This window comes from Ensifer adhaerens (assembly GCF_001270265.1).
Classification (GTDB): Bacteria; Pseudomonadota; Alphaproteobacteria; order Rhizobiales; family Rhizobiaceae; genus Ensifer; species Ensifer adhaerens_B.
Window position 1 is genome coordinate 252,149 of the sequence record NZ_LGAP01000003.1, and the last position, 19,153, is coordinate 271,301.

Sequence of the window (19,153 nt, forward strand, 5' to 3'; positions counted from 1 at the left end):
GCAACCCGGACCGGCGCGTTCATTCATTCTGCAGGCTGCATCGATGCACTCAGCGTCTTGCTGCGTTCCCGGCCGGGGACGAGGATTGCCCAGACGAACATCAGCGCCGAGATCAGCACGAAGACGCCGGAGCCAAGCCGGATCCAGTAGAACAGCGCGAGCTGATCCTGGACGTCCATGTAGCTGTCGCCCAAGACGCGCTGCAGATGAGCCTGCAGGACGCCAGCGAAGGTGAGCGCGAAGGTCATGACCGACATCGCCGTGCACATGATCCAGAAGCTGACCATGGACAGCATCTGGTTGTAGGGTGCCCGACCGCGGATTTCGGGGATCGCATAGGCCATGACCGCAAGGTTGAGCATCACATAGGCGCCGAAGAAGGCAAGGTGTCCGTGCGCGGCAGTCACCTGCGTGCCGTGGGTGTAGTAGTTCACCGACGACAGCGTGTGCAGGAAGCCCCAGACACCGGCGCCGAAGAAGGCCATCACCGAGCAGCCGATCGACCAAAGCAGTGCCGCTCTGTTCGGGTGCTTGCGTCCAGCCTTCCAGGTCATCACGAACGTGAAGATCACCATGGTGAAGAACGGCGCGACCTCGAGCGTCGAGAACAGCGAACCGATCCACTGCCAGTAGCCCGGCGCACCGATCCAGTAGTAGTGGTGACCAGTGCCGAGGATGCCCGAGAACAGCGCCAGACCGACGATGACGTAGAGCCACTTCTCGACGACCTCCCGGTCGATGCCGTTGAGCTTGATCATCAGGAAGGCGAGCACCGACGCCATGATCAGTTCCCAGACGCCTTCGACCCACAGGTGAACGACGTACCACCAGTACATCTTGTCGAGCGCGAGATTGATCGGATTGTAGAAAGCGAAGAGGAAGAAGATCGCAACGCCCCAGAGCCCGAAGATCAGGATGTTGGTGACGGTGGTCTTGCGGCCCTTAAGGACCGTCAGCGTGATGTTGTAGAGGAACATCAGCGCGACGATGACAATGCCGACCTTGATTGCGAAGGGTTGCTCGAGAAACTCTCGCCCCTCGTGGATGCGCAGGAGGTAGCCGACGACGGCGATGGCAGCCGCGATCAGGAAGATCCAGAACTGCGCGATCGCGATCTTGGTGCTGTAAAGCTCGGTCTCCGCCTCTTCCGGCAGGAGATAATAGGTGGCGCCCATAAAGCCCATCAGCAGCCAGACGATGAGGGCGTTGGTGTGCACCATGCGAACGATGTTGAAAGGCAGCAGTTCGGACAAGGTATTGGGAAGGACATAGATGGTGCCGGCAAGCACGCCGAACAGCACCTGGGCGAGGAACAGGCCGATCGCTCCGTAGAAATAGAGCATTGCGACCTTCTGGGTTTGGTATTTCATGATTTCACACTCCAATCGCAACGCTTAGCCGGCCTCGTTCGGCGGCCAGTTCTGGGTCTTGATACGGCTCGTCCACTCCAGGAAATCCGCGAGATCGTTAAGCTCCTGTTCGGTCAGGTTGAACTGCGGCATCTGGCGGCGCCCTTCGATGCCGCTCGGCTGGGCGGCCATCCAGGCCTTCATCGTTTCACGCGCGCCGTCCGGATCTGTCTCGCCGCCCCAGCGCTTCCAGACATTGCCGAGCTCGGGCGCGAAATAGGCGCCTTCACCGAGAAGCGTGTGGCAGTTGATACAGGCGTTCTTCTCCCAGACGTGTTTGCCGCGGGCGACCGCGTCCGTCAGGGTCGACTCATCGGTCGAGACCGTGCGCATGTAGTAGTGGCTGTGGGCGGTGAGCCCGACAAAGATTGAAAAAAAGAAGAAGGGCCCGCCGTAAAAGACGTTTCGGGCCCCGGTCTTGGTGAGGCGTTCTGCCATCACGTGATCCTTTCGACTTCGGCCGGCCTTAAACACCTTGGCCGGCTTATCTGATCCCCTCCCCGCTTGGCGCCGCGACGTGCGGCACCGACGAACTATCGGGGCGCGGACCATGTCTAGGGATTTCCGAAAGGCCTTCTTTGCGTTTTGGCAAACAAGAGGAAGAGTGGTTTCAAGCGGATGGCACTGCGCCCATTGCAAGTTTTGCCAGAGCCAGAAGCGCAAGGATGATGGGCCACGCCAGCAGGCCGAACCGCAGACCAACCGGGGCCTGACGCAGGCCCATGAAATCCAGAGCCACGAGCCGGCACTTGACGACCGCCAGGAACAGCAGCGTCACGGTCACCGCAGCCGTGCCGCCCCAGAACGTCATCATGACCATGCCCGAAAGCACGATTGCGACCAGAACGGCCCAGGTGTTGTGAAGTCGGCGCGCATTGTGATGGGTCATGGCAATCACACGAGATAGACGAGCGGGAACATCACGATCCAGACAAGGTCGATGACGTGCCAGAGGGTGGTGATCAGCGCAATGTTTCCCGGGCTCGGACGCCAGGCGACCAAGAGCAGGACGGCGCTGCCGAAGGCAACGTGCAGCAGGTGAAAGCCCGTGATCAGGAAATAGAGCTCGAAGAAGGCACCGAACTGCGGCAACCCGGCGACGTCGACCTCGGTCGAATACTCGAAAAGCTTGATGACGACGAAGGCAACCCCGAAGAGGGCAGCAAGCATGAGCGCTCGTCGCCGTGCAGCGGTCGACGCGACCGGACGCGCCGCCAAGGCCGCCTGCCAGCCGCTGGTCAGAAGAACGAGCGTATTGATGCCCGCAAGCAGCGGATTGAGATGCGAACGGGCTGCGGCAAACGCGTCCGCCTGTATGACACCGACCACGAGAAAACCGGTCAACAGGATGCCGAGGGCAGCAAGTTCGCTCCAAACAAGCACCCAGAGCAGGAGATCGTCTACGGATGCATGTTCTTCTGTTTGTTCTGTCTCGACAACCGGAAGGGCGTGCCCGTCCATGCGCCAACTCCTTTGCTAAAACCGGCGTCAGCTAGGCAGGCAGGTATCCCTTGTCTTTGCGATTGCGCAAAGAGGCGGGGTAACGGGGCTGTTAGCAGCAAGCTCATTCCAGGAGTTTTCCGATGACAGACGCTCAAATCGGCCTTTCCGTCGCAACCCCGATCATTGTCGGGTTCGCCATCCTTCTCTACCGCATGGGTGTCCTGCAGCGCGCGGCCACGCTGTCGGCTGTCCTGTTCTCCATCGCGATCGCCATCGTGCTCTTTCTCGATCCTTCGCAGTAACAGCGTCACGCAGCAGATGCCCGCCCCAGCCGGTCGCCATCCACTTTGCGAAATGTCAAAGATCGCCCAATCGATTGCGCCTAGACGATTGAGGAATGACGAATCTCGATCATGGAGCTGCCGTTGCCCGAACAAAATGCCTTGGAAGAGGGCTATCAGAGCCTTCTCGGATTGTGTGATCGCCTCGAGGCCATTGCCGATTCCCTGCCGCGCCGCATCGATACGGCCAGTTGCCGCGTAGTTGCAGAAAGGCTTTCTTCAACGCTCCTGACCGTGCACAGGCTGGAGGATGAGATCCTGTTTCCAGCCATCACGGCTGCGAGATGCCGCGACGACGGGCAAAGGTTGATCGAACGCCTGCGCGACGAGCACCGGCATGACGGGAAAGCGGCCGAGCAAGTTGCGCGCGTCCTCAATGAACTGCTTCATGGTCGCAGTCCGCACAGTTGGGAGGCGATCGGCTACATGCTGCGCGCCTTTTTCGAAACCGTCCGGCGCCACGTCGCGACGGAACGGTTGCTTCTCGCGGAGAGGATTTGAGGTCCCGTCGATGTATAATTTTCTCACGGCATTTTCGGTTTTCCTCGCCCTTCACATGGTGCCGGCCTGGCCGACGCTGCGTCAGCGGCTCATCACCCTGCTGGGGCGGCGCGCCTACTTCGGCATCTATTCGCTGCTTTCGATCGTCGCGCTGATCTGGGTTTTCCAGGCAGCGCTCGCGCTTGATTTCATCCCGCTCTGGGAGCCCGCCCCGTGGCAGGCCTGGACGACATTCGTCCTCGCGCCATTCGGCCTCCTCCTGGTTCTCGCCGGCCTGTTCAGCGAAAACCCGCTGTCGATCTCCATTTTTCAGGGCAACGAGCGGAAGGGGGCAATCGTCAGCGTCACACGTCATCCGGTGCTCTGGGGCTTCCTGCTTTGGGCCCTCGGCCATGTCATCGCCAATGGCGATTTGCGTTCCCTAGTGCTCTTCGGCAGCTTCGCGCTGTTTGCGTTCGGTGGGTTCTTCATGGTGGAAAAGCGCGCGCGGCGCCGTCTCGGGGAAAAATGGCCGGCGGCCGGGCAAGGCACCTCGATTTGGCCCTTTGTCGCGATCCTGAGGGGCCAGGCGCCCCTGCGCGCCGATCCGGTGATGATCCTGTCGGCCTTCGCGACCGCAGCGATCACCTTCTGGCTGCTCGCGGGCGGCCACTACGTTATGTTCGGCGCAGATCCGCTGTTGCAGGCATTGCCTTTCGACTGAACCTCTCCCTGCCAGGCGACGGCAAGCGGTTTGATCGGCAGCGACAGAAGGTCGATCGCCCTTGCCGCGAGATGATCGACGATCGCCTCGACGCTGTCCGGCCGGTGGTAGAAGGCCGGCACCGGCGGCATGACGATTGCGCCCATTTCCGTCACCGCGCACATGTTGCGCAGGTGCCCGAGGTGAAGCGGCGTTTCGCGCGCCATCAGCACGAGACGCCGGCGCTCCTTCAGGTGCACGTCCGCGGCGCGCACAATGAGGTTGTCGGCAAGCCCATTGGCAATGGCGGCAAGCGTGCGCATCGAACAGGGCGCGACGATCATGCCGGCAGTCGGAAACGATCCGCTGGCGATTGCAGCGCCGATATCGTCATGCTCGTAGGTCCGGTCCGCCTTCTCCAGCAACCGCAACAGCGCATGTCCGCCAACCTCATGGGCAAGCGTGCGATCAGCCGATGGCGACAATACCAGGTGCATCTCCACGTCCTCGATCTGCGCAAGTCGCTCGGCAATGCGCAATGGAATGGCGGCACCCGATGCACCGGTTATGCCGACGACAATTCGGTGCCTGCTCATGATGCTTTCCTTTCAAGTCCGAGATCGGCCCATATGGCATCCACCTGGCGCACGACATCGGGCGTCATATCGAGCACCTGCCCCCATTCCCGATCCGTCTCTGAACCGATCTTCGTCGTTGCATCCAGCCCGAGCTTGCCGCCGAGGCCGGAGCGCGGCGACGCGAAATCGAGATAGTCGATCGGCGTGTTGGCAATCACGGTGACATCGCGGCTGGCATCGAAGCGCGTGGCCAGCGCCCACATGACGTCGGGCCAATGGCGGACGTTGATATCCGGGTCAACCGCGATGATCAGCTTGGTGTAGCTGAACTGCGGCAGCATCGACCAAAGCCCCATCATCAGACGCTTTGCCTGCCCGGGGTAACGCTTGTCGATGGCGACCACCATGGCGCGATAGGAACAGGCTTCCGGCGGCAGCCAGAGATCAGTGATCTCCGGGAACTGTTTCTTGGCAAGCGGAATAAACAGCGTGTTCATGGCCTCGCCAAGCCGCGAGGGCTCGTCCGGCGGCCGGCCGGTATAGGTGGAGAGATAATAGGGGGCACGGCGCGTGGTGATGGCAGAAAGTGTCATGACCGGAAACGGTTCGACCGAATTGTAATAGCCGGTGTGGTCGCCATAGGGCCCTTCATCGGCGGTCTCGGTCGCCGACACCGTTCCTTCGAGGACGATCTCGGCGTTTGCCGGAACGGCCAGCGGCACAGACGTTGCGGCCACGAGCTGCGTCCGGCTGCGCCGGAGCAATCCGGCGAAATTGAGTTCGCTCAGCCCCTCCGGCAGCGGCATTACGGAGGCAAGGATCGTCGCAGGATCGGCGCCGATTGCCACGGCAACCGGCATATTGCGACCTTGGCGCTGCCACAGACGATGGTGCCGGGCGCCGCCGCGATGGGCAAGCCAACGCAGGATCACCCGGTCCCGGCCCAGCACCTGCATACGATAGATGCCGACATTGACGTCGAGCGGGTCGTCCGGCGCGCGCGTGATCACCAGCGGCCAGGTAATCAGCGGTGCGGGTTCGCCCGGCCAGCACCATTGGATCGGCAAGCGGGCAAGGTCGATGTCCGTACCACGCCAGACGATGTCCTGGCACGGTGCGGATGTCACCTGTTTCGGCCGCAGGAAGAGTGCAGACCGCAACAGCGGCAGCCGGTCCCAGGCATCGCGCAGCGACCCGGGGGCGCGCGGATCCCGCAGCTCAGCCAGCTCGCATGCAAGCTCGACAAGTCCGCCGGTGCGTAAACCGAAACCGCGCTCGATCCGACGCTCGGTGCCAAAGAGATTGGCGAGCAGAGGAATGTCGTGGACGCGCCCGGAAGCATCGACCGGCCGCTCGAACAGCAAGGCCGGTCCCTCATCCACCAGAACGCGCCGGTGGATTTCGGTCACCTCATGCACCAGCGAGACGGGACGGGAGATGCGTTTCAACTCCCCTTCACGCTCGAGCGCGCAGGCAAAATCCTGAAGCGAGACAAAACCCTTGGCGGAACGGAAGCTCTTGTTCATGCCGCCTCTTAGGGTCGGCAAATGCCCGATGTCTTTGACGTGGGACAAACAGCGGCAGCAGCGCGCCGACTAGCATGCAGCCATTCTTTGCTCCGTTTTCATGCAGGCAGCCCATGACCCTACCCTTCGCGATGACCGCACCTTTCCGGATCGCCCCGCTCTCCGTCATAGAACACGCCACGCGGCTCGTCTTTGCCCAGGTCGTTCAGCAGCATCCGGATCTTTTCGACCGGCTCGGGGAGCACGCCGACAAACGATACGCCTTTGTGCCCACGGACCTTCCAGTGGGCTTTCTGGTAGAGCCCTCTGCCCGCCGCATCTCCGTTCACCGCAAGCCGCATCTGCCGGTCGCTCAGGCCTGCATGGGCGGCAAGCTCGTGTTGCTTCTGGCGCTGCTCGAAGGCCAGATCGACGGCGATGCCGTGTTCTTCTCCAGAAGCCTGACGATCACGGGCGACATGGAAGCCATGTTGGCGCTGCGCAACGCGCTCGACGACTGCAACATCGACCTGCCAGCAGATATCGCCCGCATGAGCGGGCCGTTCGCACCGTTGGTCCGGCGCGCAGCGGCTGAAATCAGGACACGCGCCTTGTCCAGGGAGGCCGCCACATGGAACTGATCTGTCCGGCGGGCACGCCGGCTGCTTTCCGCGAGGCCGTGGATGCCGGCGCCGATGCCGTCTATTGCGGCTTTCGCGACGAGACCAATGCACGCAACTTTCCCGGCCTCAATTTTTCCCGCGACGAGCTGAAGACGGCGATTGCCTATGCGCGTCAGCGCAAGGTGATGACCTTCGTCGCCATCAACACCTTCATGCGGGCGGGGCAAGAAAAGCTCTGGCATGACGCGGTCGACGATGCCGTGCGCCTTGGGGCCGATGCCCTGATCCTCGCCGACTTCGGGTTGATGGCCTACACCGCCGAGCGCCATCCGGAGCAACGGCTGCACGTCTCGGTCCAGGCCTCCGCCTCCAACGCCGACGCGGTAAAATTCCTTGTCGAAACCTTCGGTGCGAAGCGTGTCGTGCTTCCGCGCATTCTCACCATTCCCGATATCGCGCGCCTGGCGCGCCAGATCAGTTGCGAGATCGAAGTCTTCGTTTTCGGCGGCCTTTGCGTGATGGCCGAGGGGCGCTGCTCGCTCTCGTCCTATGCCACCGGCAAGTCTCCCAACATGCACGGCGTCTGCTCGCCGGCAAGCCATGTGCGTTACCGCGAGGATGGCAGCGAACTGGTGTCGGAGCTGGGCGACTACACCATCAACCGCTTTCCCGCCGGCGAAGCCGCCGGTTATCCCACGCTCTGCAAGGGACGTTTCGACATTGCCGAGGAGCGTGGATACGCCTTCGAGGATCCGGTTTCGCTCGACGTCATGGACCACATCGATGCCTTGCGTGATGCCGGTGTCGGCGCGTTGAAGATCGAGGGACGCCAGCGCGGCAAGGCCTATGTCGCCGAGGTCGTGTCCATCATGCGTCGTGCTGTCGCTGCCAATGCGGACGAGAGGCCCGCCTTGCTGTCGCGTCTCAGGCGGCTCAGCGAGGGACAGAAGACGACATCAGGCGCCTACGAGAAGCGGTGGAGGTAACGACATGCCCGCATCAACACACCCCTCGCTCAGCCTCGGCCCGGTGCTTTACCTCTGGGACGGACCCAAGTGGCGCGACTTCTATTTCCGCATTGCCGACGAAGCCCCGGTCGAACATGTCACCATCGGCGAGGCGGTCTGCTCGAAGCGTCTGCATTTCATTGAACCGCATGTCGCCGAGGTGATCGAACGCCTGGAGGGCGCCGGCAAAAAGGTCAGCCTTGCCTCGCTTGCGCTGGTTACTTTGGAACGTGAAAGCCAACTCGTGCGCGGCCTTGTGCGCGACAGCGTCCATCCGATCGAGGCCAACGATCTGTCCGCTCTCGGGTTGCTTGCCGGCAAGCCGCATTCGGTCGGCCCTTTGATCAACGTCTACAACGGCGCGACCGCCCGTCTGCTGGCGTCGCGCGGTGCGACCAGCATTTGTCTGCCGCCGGAGTTGCCTATGGCGTCGGTGCGCGACATCGTTCGCGATGCGCCTGATATCGCGTTTGAAATCTTCGGTTTCGGACGCGTGCCGTTGGCGATCTCGGCACGCTGCGCCCACGCCCGTTCCAAGGGCCTGGTGAAGGACAATTGCCAATTCATCTGCGGCGAAGACAGCGACGGGCTCATCGTCGACACACTCGACCGTCAGCCGTTCCTCGCCCTCAATGGGGTGCAGACCATGTCGCACACATGCCAGAGCCTTCTGCAGGAGCTTGGCGAACTGACCGCCGCCGGCATCGGCCGCATCCGGTTGTCGCCGCAGGACTGCGACATGGTGATGGTCGCCCGCATCTATGACGATGTTGCAACCGGACGATGCTCGTCCGCCGAGGGCATTGAGCGCCTGGCGCTCGCCTATCCCGGCGTGCCGCTGTCGAACGGTTTTCACTATGGCCAGACCGGCGCGTCGTGGATCGCAGCGCCCGCCGGCTCGCCCCATGGAGGTGAACGATGGCAGATGAGTTGATCCTTTCGGCTAAGGAGACGACGGATGATGGCAATCTCGCTGACATCATCGGCAGCGTTCGTCGGCTGATCGATGGCGCGACGCTCGATTGCGCCTGCCGGACAGAGATCGATCAGTTGCTCTTCCAGTTCGAAACACTGGCTGCCGGCCACCACCGTCGGCGCAGGCTGGACCTTGCCAGGGGGCAACGGCGACGCATCGCCGCCATCATGGAATTGCTTCGCGAACTTGACGAGATTGGCTACGAGGAGGCCGACGGCAGCGTGCTGGCCGAGGCGCAATTGCTGTTCGAGGATATCGCCGAAGCCGCGCGCCACGGCGCAGATATCCTGGTCGGGGCAATGCGAGGATGCCCGGAAATCGAGGCTGGCGCACGATGAGCAGGCAAGGCACTACAGGCACGCCGCGTCTCCCGCTCGAACTGGAACTGGCAAATGAACCAGGCTTTGCCAATCCTGCGTCCCTGTCCTGGCCGGCTGATGGCCGGCTTCGCCATCGCCGTAGCCTTTCTCCCCGCCTTGCCGACCACACCTTTTCTTCTGCTGGCGGCGGGCCTGTTCGCATGGGCATCACCGCGGCTTGAGCGCTGGCTGCTGGAACCCCGCACGTTCGGCCGCTTCTTTCGGCTTTGGCGGGAAAAAGAGGCAATGTCAGCGCGTGCAAAGGCGTCGCCATCGCCTTGATCGCCGCGAGCTTGATCTTCTTCTATATTCTCAGCAAGCCGAGCCCGACATAGATGGTGTTCGTCGTCGGGGCGGTGCTGCCGCCGGCCTTCTTCATCATCACCAGGCAGACCGCCTGAGGGATCAATCCTTTCGCGCCGCATCGGGCGGCTTCGTCGGGCGCGGGCCGGTCATTACTCGCCCTGTCTCGTATCGATCTCCCTCTGCGGCGGCACAGCCGCATCGTCCTGCAGACCGCGCTTGAAACTGCGAATGCCCTTTGCGACATCCCCCATCAGTTCCGGGATCTTGCCGCGTCCGAAAAGGACCAACACCACCGCAAGCACGATCAACCAATGCCAAATACTCAAGGAACCCATATCTTTGCTTCCCTAAAACTGTCTCGATGCCGCTGGGCGGCGACTGGATCGCCGACTGCAACACTGGATTAGCGTCCGTTGGGCGGGAAATCCTTGTCGCGCGACAAACAGTGAGCTGCGATGTCCCCAAACCGCTTGGACCAAGTCGCCATGCGCGATGCTGCGCCTTGTCGGGGAGCGATGGTCAGAGATTGGGCGGAAATGGCCGATCACTTCGATGGATCCGCCCTTGTCGGTTCGAGATCGTAGCCGCTAACCGCCGATTGAACCCGCCTGCGAAGCAGATCTTTCGCTACGGCAAGGCCGCGGCTCTGGCGATCAATCTGATCGCCCTCCACGAAGGGATCGACGTAAATTCCTTGGTCGCCAACCTATGGGAAACAAGTTTCCGATAAACCACTGGTCCTGGGACGGACCGCCGGATGACGTCCCTCCAGCATCTGGAGAGGGAAAATGCACGAAGACAAGATCCGTCAGGCTCTTATCGAGCTTCTGTATCGCAACTCCTATGGCGTGGTCATCTCCAACATCGTCATTTCCCTCGCCGCCGTGTCCGTCCTTCGGCATGCCGTATCCGCGAGCTGGCTGGCCGGATGGGTTGGCGCGCTCTACCTGCTCATCGTCATACGTGTCCTTGCCTCCCGCCGGTTCTTCAGCCGTCCAAGAGATGCCCGGTCCATCATGCGATGGGCCTGGCTCGCAGCGGCATTCACCTGGGCGTCCGGCCTCATGTGGGGCACACTCGGCTGGGTCGGTTTTCTTCCCGATGAGCCCATTGTGCTATCCTTCACGGTTATCGTGCTGACCGGCCTCGTCTGTGGCACGGTACCGTCTCTTTCAGCTTTTCCGCCCGCGCTCATCGGCTCAATTCTCGTGACGGTCCTGCCGATTGCCGCGCGCTGCATTCTGACGGACAGCGATATTTCCGGCGCTTTCCTGTTCCTGCTCGCCTCCCTTGTGGCGATCAATTTCTATTATTGTCGCATCACCTATCGGATGTTGCGCGAAACCGTCAGCCTGCGACTGGAGAACGAGAGTCTCGTCGGCCACTTGCAAGAGGAACGCGACCGGGCACAGGCAGCAGATCGCGCCAAGACGCGCTTTCTGGCAGCTGCCAGTCACGATCTGCGCCAGCCGATCCATGCGCTAAGTCTGCTGGTTTCCACACTTGCAATCTTGGGGCAACGCGGAAACGTCTCTTCCGGCGATGCTCGCGATCTGGCAACGCGGGCGAAGTCCGCCGTCGGCAATCTCAGCGGACTGCTGAATGCGCTGCTCGATATCTCCCGGCTTGACGCCGGCATCGTCACGGTTGCAAACGAGACGGTGGCGTTGCGCGACCTTTTTCGCGATCTTCGTGACGAGTTCGCCGCGGAAGCACACCAGCGCGGCCTTGAACTGCGGATCGTCGACAGCGATCTGCTCCTCGACAGTGACCCGATGATGCTCCGGCGGATCCTTAACAACCTGTTGTCTAACGCCTTCCGCTACACGAAAGCAGGCAGCATCCTGCTTGGCTGCCGCAGGCGCGGCAATACGGCCGAAATCCAGGTCCTGGACACGGGCTCCGGCATCCCTGCCGATCAGCAAGCGATGATCTTCGAGGAATTCGTGCAGTTGCAGAACCCGGCAAGGGACCGCGCACAAGGTCTGGGCCTGGGTCTTGCCATCGTTCGCCGGACGGCCGAGTTGCTGCAACATCCCTTGAGATTGATTTCCGTGCCTGGGCGCGGCTCCATGTTCTCGATCACGGTTCCGAGAGCCCACCCGGTGACCTCCACTCTGCAACCCGGTCAGCCGTCTCCCGCGGCGGACATCACGGCCGGCATCATGCTGGTGGAGGACGAGAAGGACGTCTTCGACGCTATGGTTCGGCTACTTACGCTGGAGGGGCATCGCATCTATGCCGGCCGATCTGTTGGGGAGGTGCTAAAAATCCATACGGAAGCCCTAATGGCCGGCGACGCGCCTGTCGATCTTATCGTTGCCGATTACCGCCTTGAGCATGGCACCACAGGCTTGGACGCGATCCAGGCCCTCAGCGCCCACATCGGTCGCCGCGTTCCGGCAATCATCGTCACCGGCGACACCTCGCCGTCGCGCCTCAAGGAGGTTAGCGCAAGTAGCGTTCGTATCCTGCACAAGCCCATCACCGGAGAGGAGCTACGGGAAGCGATCCACGCCACCTTGAACGGGATAGAGCCGTAGACCCGCCCAACCCACCTGACGGGGCTCGGAAACCGGTCTAAACCAAGACCTGCTGGATCGTCTGGCTCGGATGAATGCAGACGATTTCCAGCTGGTCGACGCCGACATTTTCGAAACGATGGGGAATATTGGCAGGCCCGACAACGATATCGCCGGCCGAGCCGCGTGTTTTTTGATTGCCTATCGTGAATTCTGCTTCGCCTTTGCGGATCACCCAAGTCTCCGCATAGGGATGCACGTGCAGTGCGGAACCGCGCCCGGGATCCGCATCGACGACAAAAAGCGATACGTCACTGCCAAACTCACAGCCTTCGAAGCGCACGGTGCGGCTCGCGCCGGGTTCGGCTTCTTGATGTCGGCGAACTGAAATCATCATGAACTCCTCCCACTTCGCTGAGATCTGAAATTTATCTTTGCGAGAAGATATATTAAACTATCTTCTCGTCAAGACATATATCTTCGCGCAAAGATACCTTTCCAGCAGCGCTGACGCGATGTATGTGAAAGCTTGGAAGCCATAAATGACGATGAAGGACGCAAGGCAAATGCTGTCGGCACAGGATAAAAACCGCGGCTTGGAGACGGGCTATGCCGAAGACCATGTCGATCGGCTTCGTGCGCAATGGGCGCGCGAACTGCCGGGTGTGGACACGGAGCCCATGGCTATCCTCGGCCGCGCAAAGCGCCTTGCCAATTTGGTTGGCCCATCCATCGAGGACACTTTTGCAAAATTCGGCCTCGACCGAGGCGAGTTCGACGTAATCGCGACCTTGCGGAGATCCGGGCCACCCTACCAGCTCACGCCGACGGAAATGTACACGACGCTGATGCTGTCTTCCGGCGGACTGACACACCGCCTCGTTCGATTGGAAAAAGCGGGGCTGATTGCGCGCGAAAAATCGACCCGCGACGGTCGAAGCGTAGTTGTTTGCCTGACACCGACTGGCGCAACGCTTGCCGAGAAGGCATTTCGCGTGGATATGGAGAACGAACTGGTCTTTCTTCAGGGGCTTGATGCGGAAGAACGCGCCACTTTGGCAGACCTGCTGCGCAAGCTCGTCGTGAGCCTCGAGGAGCCGCGCGAAAGCTGAGAGTGCAGCGGCAGCTTTCATGATCATGGCCACGCCCCGGTAACGTCGGCACGACTGGCGACCGCCCGGCCAAAAGCGCCCGGCCCTTCGGGTGGGCCGTGTGTCGGCCACCGGCAGCGTCGCAATCCTCGACCGACGCCACGGCATCGCTCTGCGGTATGCTCCTCGCCGGATGACCGCAGACGGTCCCACGCAAGAGGTCAATATCAGTGCAGGTTGGTATCAGCGCTGGGCCTGTTGGCGCTCAACTCAATGGGAAGCCCATTGCCGAGACCAGCCTGAGCCACGGCTTGCGCCATCCGCCCTTCCGGTCGGCGGTATCAAGCGCGTACATCGTGACTTGTGCCCCAAGCCAGCGGAAAGGTTCCGGCGGCACGACGTTGGGCAATTGCGTTGCAAAATCCAGCCTGCTCTCCGAAGTCTTCGACCCGTCGAGAATGTCGAGCGCTATGCGTGCGCCGAACCTCGACGCGGAGACACCAAAACCCGAATAGCCGCCGGCATAAACGACCTTGCCTGCGTGGTATCTCTGGAAATGCACCGCCATGCGTGTGCTAAGATCGATCGGGCCGCTCCAGGCGTGCGTGAAACGGAGGCCCTGCAACTGCGGAAAAGTGTCGAAGAAAGCGGCGGCCAGCGGCTCGTATGTCTGGACGTCGCTATCCACGCCTGATGACGTCGTGCCCGCAAAGGCATAGCCCAGTCTTCCCCCGAAGATGATCCGGTTGTCCTTCGTCAGACGCATGTAGTTCATCTGGGTCCGGGTGTCATAGACACCCTGCCGGTTCTTCCAACCGATCGATGCCATCTGATGTTCAGACAACGGCTCGGTCGCGAGCACACGATCCCGGATGGCGACGACGCGACGCTTGATGCCCGGGTGGCCCGAGGCAAACGCGTTGGTGGCGAGCAACACCTTGGGTGCGGTCACCGAGCCGAACGGCGTTTTCACCTCGATCCTCGCTCCTGCCTCGTCGAGCGACAGCAGTTCCGTATTCTCAAAGATCTCGACGCCGAGAGAAAGGGCGGTTCGTTTCAAACCCCAGGCGAGCAACGCCGGGTGCACCGTCCCACTGATGTCCTTTGACCAGATCCCGGCCCTGTATCGCGGCGATCCGATCTGCGCCTGGACCGCGTCCTGATCCAGAAACACGGCCTGATGCCCGTATTGAAGGTGCAGCTCGTGCTCCCGGTGAAGGGCTTCGATATGGTCTGCGTCCACTGCGACGGTTAGTTCGCCGCCCCACTCCGCGTGGCAGTCGATGCCATGGTCGGAAATGGTCTGCATGAAACCATGCATGTTCTCCTTGCCCAGTCGCTCCAGCTCGGCAATGTCGTTCGGGAACACGCGCACCGCATTGGACAGACCGTGCATCACCGATGTGGAGACGACGCCGCCCGGACGACCGGAAGCGCCATTGGCGACGGTGCTCTTTTCGATCAGCACGACATCGAGACCGGGCTGCGCCTGCTTGGCCTGGATTGCGCCCCAGAGGCCGGTGAAACCGCCCCCGACGATCAGCAAATCAGCCTTTCGATGGGCCGTCAGCGGCGGCAGCGCTTCGGGAGCATCCGGCCGATCCAGCCAGAACGGCGACATCTTCACATCGGCAAGCGATGCCGCCGATGATCGTTGCGTTGGGTGCGCCATGGATCACCCGTCGGTCTTCGCGGTGTGCAAGACATAGACTTTGCGCATCGTCTCCAGCACCTCGAACCGGACCTCCACCCCCTGTGGCAGCAAGTAGCTTTCGCCGGCTTGAAACGTTTCCACCGATCCGTCCGAGTTGGTGATCGAGACTTTGCCTGAAAGGATGACGCTGTACTCCACCCCATTGGGGTAGGAGAGCATTTCGGCATAGGGCGTCGATTGCCATGTACCGACGACGATCGAGCCGTCGGCGCTTTCGAAGTGGACGTCACCCATCTCGTCGGCAAAACCCGACAGGATCGCTTCGACGGGCACGACGCTGCACTTTTCCAGTTCACGCAGGCCGACGCCATTGCGATCGATTTTCATTACCTTGGACATGTATGCTCCTGGATGCATGGTCAGCTGTCGGCGGGACACGAGGAACATGGTCCCGCCGGATGCGGTTGGATGTGGCTACTTCGCCCGATAGACTTCCGTTCCCGCGACGTAGGTCGCCTCGACATGCCGCTCACGAATGGTCCGATCGACGGGATCTGGAAGCTTGGCGTCAAGCACGACGAAGTCCGCCCATTTACCGGTCGAAATCGAACCGATCTCATCGGCCCAAGGCGTCATATTGGCGCCGGCCTGGGTATAGGCGAACAGCGCCTCGTCAAAGGTGACGGCCTGCTCGGGATGCCATGGACCGTCGCCGAGCCCGAAGGGGCTTTCGCGGAAAACGGCATCGTTGATCTGGGTCAGCGGGCTCAGAGGCGACGTCGCCCAGTCGGATCCAAACACGACCGGAACCTTGTGCTGAAGCATCGATTTCCAGACATAGGCATGGGACTCGCGCTCATGGCCGACCCGCTCCGTGATGTATTTTCCGATCGTGCCGGTGGCATGGTTCGGCTGCATCGACGCCACGATGCCGAGCTTCTTGAACCGCTCGACATCGGGCGGGCTGATGATCTCGATATGCTCGACGCGATTGGGATACTTGCCGGGCGATTGCCCCTTTTCGAATGCGTTCAGCGCCATCTGGACGCCGGCATCGCCGATCGCGTGAACGGCGGTCGGAAAGCCGTTCTCGTTGGCAGCCTTGATCAGGGCGCTCATGTCCGCCTCCGACTGGAAAGGCTCCCCCTTCCATCCCGTGCGATCCGAGTAATTTTCGAGCAGGTAGGCCGTGTGGGTCGAAAGCACCCCGTCGACGACCGATTTGGCGTAGCCGACCGTCAGGAGTGGCCCCTTGACCTTTGTCTCACCGCTGGCAGCCACACGGCTGTCGACGGCTTCGCGATCCTTTGCCGCTGCCGGAATGTTTGCGGCCTTGTCTTCGAAGAAGCCGTACCAAACCCGCAACGACAGGGTCTTGTCCTCGACGAGTTTCAGATAATCGTAGGCGGCAGCGATGGACGACATGTCGTGAACGCCGGTCAGGCCGACGCTGTTGGCAAACTTCACGGTCTGCAGCAGCGCTTCGGCGCGCTCCTTGTCGGAATAGGCTGGCTTCTTGTTGGTGACGAGGTCGCCCGCACCTTCGAGCAGGATCCCGGTCGGTTCTCCCGTCTTGGCGTCGACGACGATCTCGCCACCGGCAGGCACCTCGGATTTCGCCGTGACGCCGCCGATTTCCAATGCCTTGCTGTTCACCCAGATCGAGTGGAAATCGATATCGCGCAGAACGACCGGGCGATCCTTGACCACCGCGTCGATGTCTTCCTTCGTCGGAAGTTTGCCTTCCCCAAGCGTATAGTCCCAGCCGCCTCCAGTGATCCACACGCCTGGCGGCAGGCGTTCATCCGCCTCCTTGATCTTCTTCAGCCACGTTTCCTTGTCAGGGATGTAGGAGAGATCGACGCCGGTGACGTAGTCCGTGCCGCTTGTCAGATGCGTATGTCCGTCGATGAAGCCGGGCGTGACCGTCTTGCCACCGAGATCGAGCACCGTGGTCTTGCCGTCGGCGAGCGACCGGATCTCGGCGCTGGTGCCGACTGCCACGAACTTTCCGCCTTCGACGGCAAAGGCCTCGGCTCGCGGCGTGTTCGGATCGACGGTCCGCACGTCGCCGTTGACGGCGATAAGGTCGGCGGCTGCATTTGCAACCGTAAAAGATGATCCGGCCGCAAGCGCGGCGAGCATGGTGCCAGCCAGAAGCTGGTGCAGCAGAACACGTGTTTTCTTGGTGCGCACGTCTTTCCCTCCCGAAGTCAGAACAGATGAACCTGATGGAAGGAGTAAGCGGCAATGCGGCCGGAAGCGGAATACTCCAAAGGGCTAGGTCCGCGCGATCGGCGACTGCCGAAAGCATCCTTGCCCGTTCAGCAACAGGCTGCGGCCGTCCCTTGCGGCTGTTTTGAAACTGACCTACGCTCGCGCGAGGGAGGACGCAGGCATGAATGGGAGTATCGCGACGAGCGAGCCAGGCACGGTGACGCAGTCGCCTGCAATCAATGAACTGGCGATGTCACTGATCGGCAATATCGGTCGAATGGATTTCCAGGAGCGTTTGGCCGAAGCCTTGAAGCAGCATGTTTCAGTGGATGCAGGGCTGATCCTGCTCTATCGGGGCGACAGTGCGCCGAAGATACTCTTCAACGATTGGCAGACGCATCGCGGCCTGTCCGACATCCGGCACTATCTTCAGGGACCTTACCGGCTCGATCCGTTCTATCAGCTCGCGGTCGAGAACGAGGATGACGGGCTTTATCGCCTGAGCCAGATCGCGCCATCGTTCGATCGAACGCAATACTACCGCGAATACTATCAGCACTCCGGGCTTCACGACGAGTTCAACTTCATCGTCAGCCTCGACGATGCCTCGAAGATCGCCATCTCCCTCGGCCGCAAGCGGTCGAGCATAGCCTTCAGCGAGCAGGAAGTGTCGTTGCTCGAGAGCCTTGCTCCGATCCTGCGGACGGCAGTCATCCGCCATTTCCGCGACCTGAGACCCGAGACGCTCGATGGCGAGGGCTCCGCGTTGCAGAAGGCGCTTGCCCAGGCGATCGGCAATTTCGGCCGCAGCATCCTGACGGAGCGCGAATGCCAGGTCGCCCAACTCGTATTGCGCGGCTATTCCGTCAAAGGGGCTGCGACGCGGCTTGGCATCTCGCCGGCAACGGTGAAGCTCCACCGCCGCAATCTCTATGCGAAGCTGGATATCACGTCACAGACGGCGCTGTTTGCGTTGTTCATAGATGCCGTCTCTTCGGCCAGGAACGTCTACGAAGACCCGCTGTCGGGCTACCTCGCCAAGCGCGGGCAGCTAACGGGCGAGCTTGCCTGCAACTGACGGGCGTCCGTTGCAGGCAGCCGAAGCCTTATGATCGGCATGTGCTCGGCCACCTGACCGTGCTCTTATACGGCAAGACTGCTCTTCGCCGATGGCCTGGAGACGATGCGTGACGCCACCAGGCCGAAGACGACAACACCGAGGATGATCGTCGAGATGGCATTGACCTCAGGGGTCACACCAAACTTGATCTGCGAGTAGATCTTCATCGGCAAAGTGGAAGCTCCGGGTCCCGTGGTGAAGCTCGACAAGACGAGATCATCCAAGGACAGCGTGAACGACAGCAACCAGGCCGAAACGAAGGCCGGAGCCATGTTCGGCACTGCCACTTTCATGAATGCCAGGAATGGCGGGCAGCCGAGGTCTCTTGCCGCTTCCTCCAGCGACGGGTCGAGCTCGGCCAGTCGGGATTGCATCACCACCGCCGCAAAACACATGGTGAAGGTCGCATGCGCAAGCGTGATCGTCACCGGTCCGCGATCGATGCCCAACGTCACGAACATCAACAGCATCGACACGCCCATGACCACCTCCGGCATCACCATCGGCGCCACCAGCATGCCGTTGAAGATGTGATGACCGCGAAAGCGCCGAATTCTCACAGCCACGATCGCCGCAAGCGATCCGAGCGCGGTCGCGAATGTTGCCGAGATCGCCGCCACGAGAAAGCTGATCTTAGCACCCTCGACGATAGACTGATTGGTGATCGCGGACGTGTACCACTGGGTGGAGAACCCTCCCCAGACGGTGACCAGTCGCGAAGCGTTGAAGCTGTAGGCAACCAGAACCACGATCGGCAGGTAGAGGAAGGTGAGCCCGGCAAAGATGGAAAGCCGATTGAACCAGGATGGCTGGGGCATA

General features: G+C 61.4%; 23 protein-coding genes. 11 read left to right on the top strand and 12 right to left on the bottom strand.

Features of this window, described 5'->3' with window-relative positions; genetic code table 11:
* Window positions 1-23 precede the first annotated feature (23 nt).
* The 4 genes from AC244_RS09895 to AC244_RS09910 form a co-directional block, all read right to left on the bottom strand.
* On the bottom strand, window positions 24-1,370 hold the full coding sequence (locus AC244_RS09895; RefSeq protein WP_053248643.1) for a nitric-oxide reductase large subunit: 1,347 nt from the start codon (window positions 1,368-1,370) through the stop codon (window positions 24-26).
* Between the two features lie 24 nt (window positions 1,371-1,394).
* Entirely contained in the window at window positions 1,395-1,847 is a 453-nt protein-coding gene (locus AC244_RS09900) for a c-type cytochrome (RefSeq protein WP_053248644.1), read from the bottom strand.
* Window positions 1,848-2,019: 172 nt separating this feature from the next.
* Window positions 2,020-2,298, bottom strand: coding sequence for a cytochrome C oxidase subunit IV family protein (locus AC244_RS09905; RefSeq protein WP_053248713.1), 279 nt, complete (start codon window positions 2,296-2,298; stop codon window positions 2,020-2,022).
* Window positions 2,299-2,303: 5 nt separating this feature from the next.
* Window positions 2,304-2,870, bottom strand: coding sequence for a cytochrome c oxidase subunit 3 (locus AC244_RS09910; RefSeq protein WP_053248645.1), 567 nt, complete (start codon window positions 2,868-2,870; stop codon window positions 2,304-2,306).
* 122 nt (window positions 2,871-2,992) lie between these two features.
* Here AC244_RS09910 and AC244_RS37480 point away from each other — a divergent pair, with 122 nt between their 5' ends.
* From AC244_RS37480 to AC244_RS09920, 3 genes are all read left to right on the top strand, one after another.
* A complete protein-coding gene (locus tag AC244_RS37480) occupies window positions 2,993-3,154 on the top strand; it encodes a hypothetical protein (protein WP_202596062.1) in 162 nt (53 codons plus the stop codon).
* 111 nt (window positions 3,155-3,265) lie between these two features.
* The gene (locus tag AC244_RS09915) at window positions 3,266-3,694 is read left to right on the top strand and encodes a hemerythrin domain-containing protein (protein WP_053248646.1); all 429 of its coding nucleotides are present in this window, start codon (window positions 3,266-3,268) and stop codon (window positions 3,692-3,694) included.
* A gap of 10 nt (window positions 3,695-3,704) precedes the next feature.
* On the top strand, window positions 3,705-4,397 hold the full coding sequence (locus AC244_RS09920) for an NnrU family protein (protein WP_053248647.1): 693 nt from the start codon (window positions 3,705-3,707) through the stop codon (window positions 4,395-4,397).
* On the opposite strand, the gene AC244_RS09925 is transcribed toward AC244_RS09920, so the two are convergent.
* Together AC244_RS09925 and AC244_RS09930 are read right to left on the bottom strand one after the other, a co-directional pair.
* Window positions 4,346-4,972: a UbiX family flavin prenyltransferase gene (locus tag AC244_RS09925; protein WP_053248648.1), complete on the bottom strand. Its 627-nt coding sequence runs from the start codon at window positions 4,970-4,972 to the stop codon at window positions 4,346-4,348. The two genes, AC244_RS09920 and AC244_RS09925, sit on opposite strands and share 52 nt — an antisense overlap.
* Window positions 4,969-6,480 carry a UbiD family decarboxylase gene (locus AC244_RS09930; RefSeq protein ID WP_053248649.1) on the bottom strand — a complete coding sequence of 504 codons (1,512 nt, stop codon included), beginning with the start codon at window positions 6,478-6,480 and terminating at the stop codon, window positions 4,969-4,971. The genes AC244_RS09925 and AC244_RS09930 overlap by 4 nt, the downstream gene beginning before the upstream one ends.
* Window positions 6,481-6,593: 113 nt before the next feature.
* Here AC244_RS09930 and ubiT point away from each other — a divergent pair, with 113 nt between their 5' ends.
* From ubiT to AC244_RS09955, 5 genes are read left to right on the top strand one after another with little or no spacing between them, the layout of a single operon-like run.
* A complete protein-coding gene (gene ubiT, locus AC244_RS09935) occupies window positions 6,594-7,100 on the top strand; it encodes a ubiquinone anaerobic biosynthesis accessory factor UbiT (protein WP_053248650.1) in 507 nt (168 codons plus the stop codon).
* Entirely contained in the window at window positions 7,091-8,068 is a 978-nt protein-coding gene (ubiU, locus tag AC244_RS09940; RefSeq protein WP_053248651.1) for a ubiquinone anaerobic biosynthesis protein UbiU, read from the top strand. The genes ubiT and ubiU overlap by 10 nt, the downstream gene beginning before the upstream one ends.
* A gap of 4 nt (window positions 8,069-8,072) precedes the next feature.
* Complete coding sequence (gene ubiV / locus AC244_RS09945) at window positions 8,073-9,023, top strand: ubiquinone anaerobic biosynthesis protein UbiV (RefSeq protein ID WP_053248652.1); 951 nt, start codon at window positions 8,073-8,075, stop codon at window positions 9,021-9,023.
* Entirely contained in the window at window positions 9,008-9,403 is a 396-nt protein-coding gene (locus AC244_RS09950) for a hypothetical protein (protein WP_063934101.1), read from the top strand. The genes ubiV and AC244_RS09950 overlap by 16 nt, the downstream gene beginning before the upstream one ends.
* A 54-nt stretch (window positions 9,404-9,457) precedes the next feature.
* Window positions 9,458-9,706: a DUF454 family protein gene (locus AC244_RS09955; RefSeq protein WP_063934093.1), complete on the top strand. Its 249-nt coding sequence runs from the start codon at window positions 9,458-9,460 to the stop codon at window positions 9,704-9,706.
* A 173-nt stretch (window positions 9,707-9,879) separates the two neighbouring features.
* Here the strand turns inward: AC244_RS09955 and AC244_RS09960 are convergent, their stop codons facing one another.
* On the bottom strand, window positions 9,880-10,065 hold the full coding sequence (locus AC244_RS09960) for a twin-arginine translocase TatA/TatE family subunit (protein ID WP_053248654.1): 186 nt from the start codon (window positions 10,063-10,065) through the stop codon (window positions 9,880-9,882).
* A gap of 453 nt (window positions 10,066-10,518) precedes the next feature.
* Here AC244_RS09960 and AC244_RS09965 point away from each other — a divergent pair, with 453 nt between their 5' ends.
* Complete coding sequence (locus AC244_RS09965; RefSeq protein WP_053248655.1) at window positions 10,519-12,273, top strand: hybrid sensor histidine kinase/response regulator; 1,755 nt, start codon at window positions 10,519-10,521, stop codon at window positions 12,271-12,273.
* A 37-nt stretch (window positions 12,274-12,310) separates the two neighbouring features.
* Here AC244_RS09965 and AC244_RS09970 read toward each other — a convergent pair whose 3' ends face one another.
* Window positions 12,311-12,646 (bottom strand): cupin domain-containing protein, encoded by a 336-nt coding sequence (locus tag AC244_RS09970; RefSeq protein ID WP_053248714.1) that lies wholly within the window; start codon window positions 12,644-12,646, stop codon window positions 12,311-12,313.
* A 172-nt stretch (window positions 12,647-12,818) separates the two neighbouring features.
* Between AC244_RS09970 and AC244_RS09975 the strand changes: the two genes are divergently transcribed.
* Entirely contained in the window at window positions 12,819-13,364 is a 546-nt protein-coding gene (locus AC244_RS09975) for a MarR family winged helix-turn-helix transcriptional regulator (protein ID WP_053248715.1), read from the top strand.
* 244 nt (window positions 13,365-13,608) lie between these two features.
* On the opposite strand, the gene AC244_RS09980 is transcribed toward AC244_RS09975, so the two are convergent.
* The 3 genes from AC244_RS09980 to AC244_RS09985 all read right to left on the bottom strand — a co-directional run bounded on the left by AC244_RS09980 (window position 13,609) and on the right by AC244_RS09985 (window position 17,193).
* Entirely contained in the window at window positions 13,609-15,015 is a 1,407-nt protein-coding gene (locus AC244_RS09980) for an NAD(P)/FAD-dependent oxidoreductase (protein WP_082366804.1), read from the bottom strand.
* A 3-nt stretch (window positions 15,016-15,018) separates the two neighbouring features.
* Window positions 15,019-15,396, bottom strand: coding sequence for a cupin domain-containing protein (locus tag AC244_RS35080; RefSeq protein WP_161807853.1), 378 nt, complete (start codon window positions 15,394-15,396; stop codon window positions 15,019-15,021).
* 75 nt (window positions 15,397-15,471) lie between these two features.
* A complete protein-coding gene (locus AC244_RS09985) occupies window positions 15,472-17,193 on the bottom strand; it encodes an amidohydrolase (RefSeq protein ID WP_053248656.1) in 1,722 nt (573 codons plus the stop codon).
* A 202-nt stretch (window positions 17,194-17,395) separates the two neighbouring features.
* Here AC244_RS09985 and AC244_RS09990 point away from each other — a divergent pair, with 202 nt between their 5' ends.
* Entirely contained in the window at window positions 17,396-18,292 is an 897-nt protein-coding gene (locus AC244_RS09990; RefSeq protein ID WP_053248657.1) for a helix-turn-helix transcriptional regulator, read from the top strand.
* A 65-nt stretch (window positions 18,293-18,357) separates the two neighbouring features.
* On the opposite strand, the gene AC244_RS09995 is transcribed toward AC244_RS09990, so the two are convergent.
* Window positions 18,358-19,152 carry an ABC transporter permease gene (locus AC244_RS09995; RefSeq protein WP_053248658.1) on the bottom strand — a complete coding sequence of 265 codons (795 nt, stop codon included), beginning with the start codon at window positions 19,150-19,152 and terminating at the stop codon, window positions 18,358-18,360.
* Between the last annotated feature and the right edge of the window lies 1 nt (window position 19,153).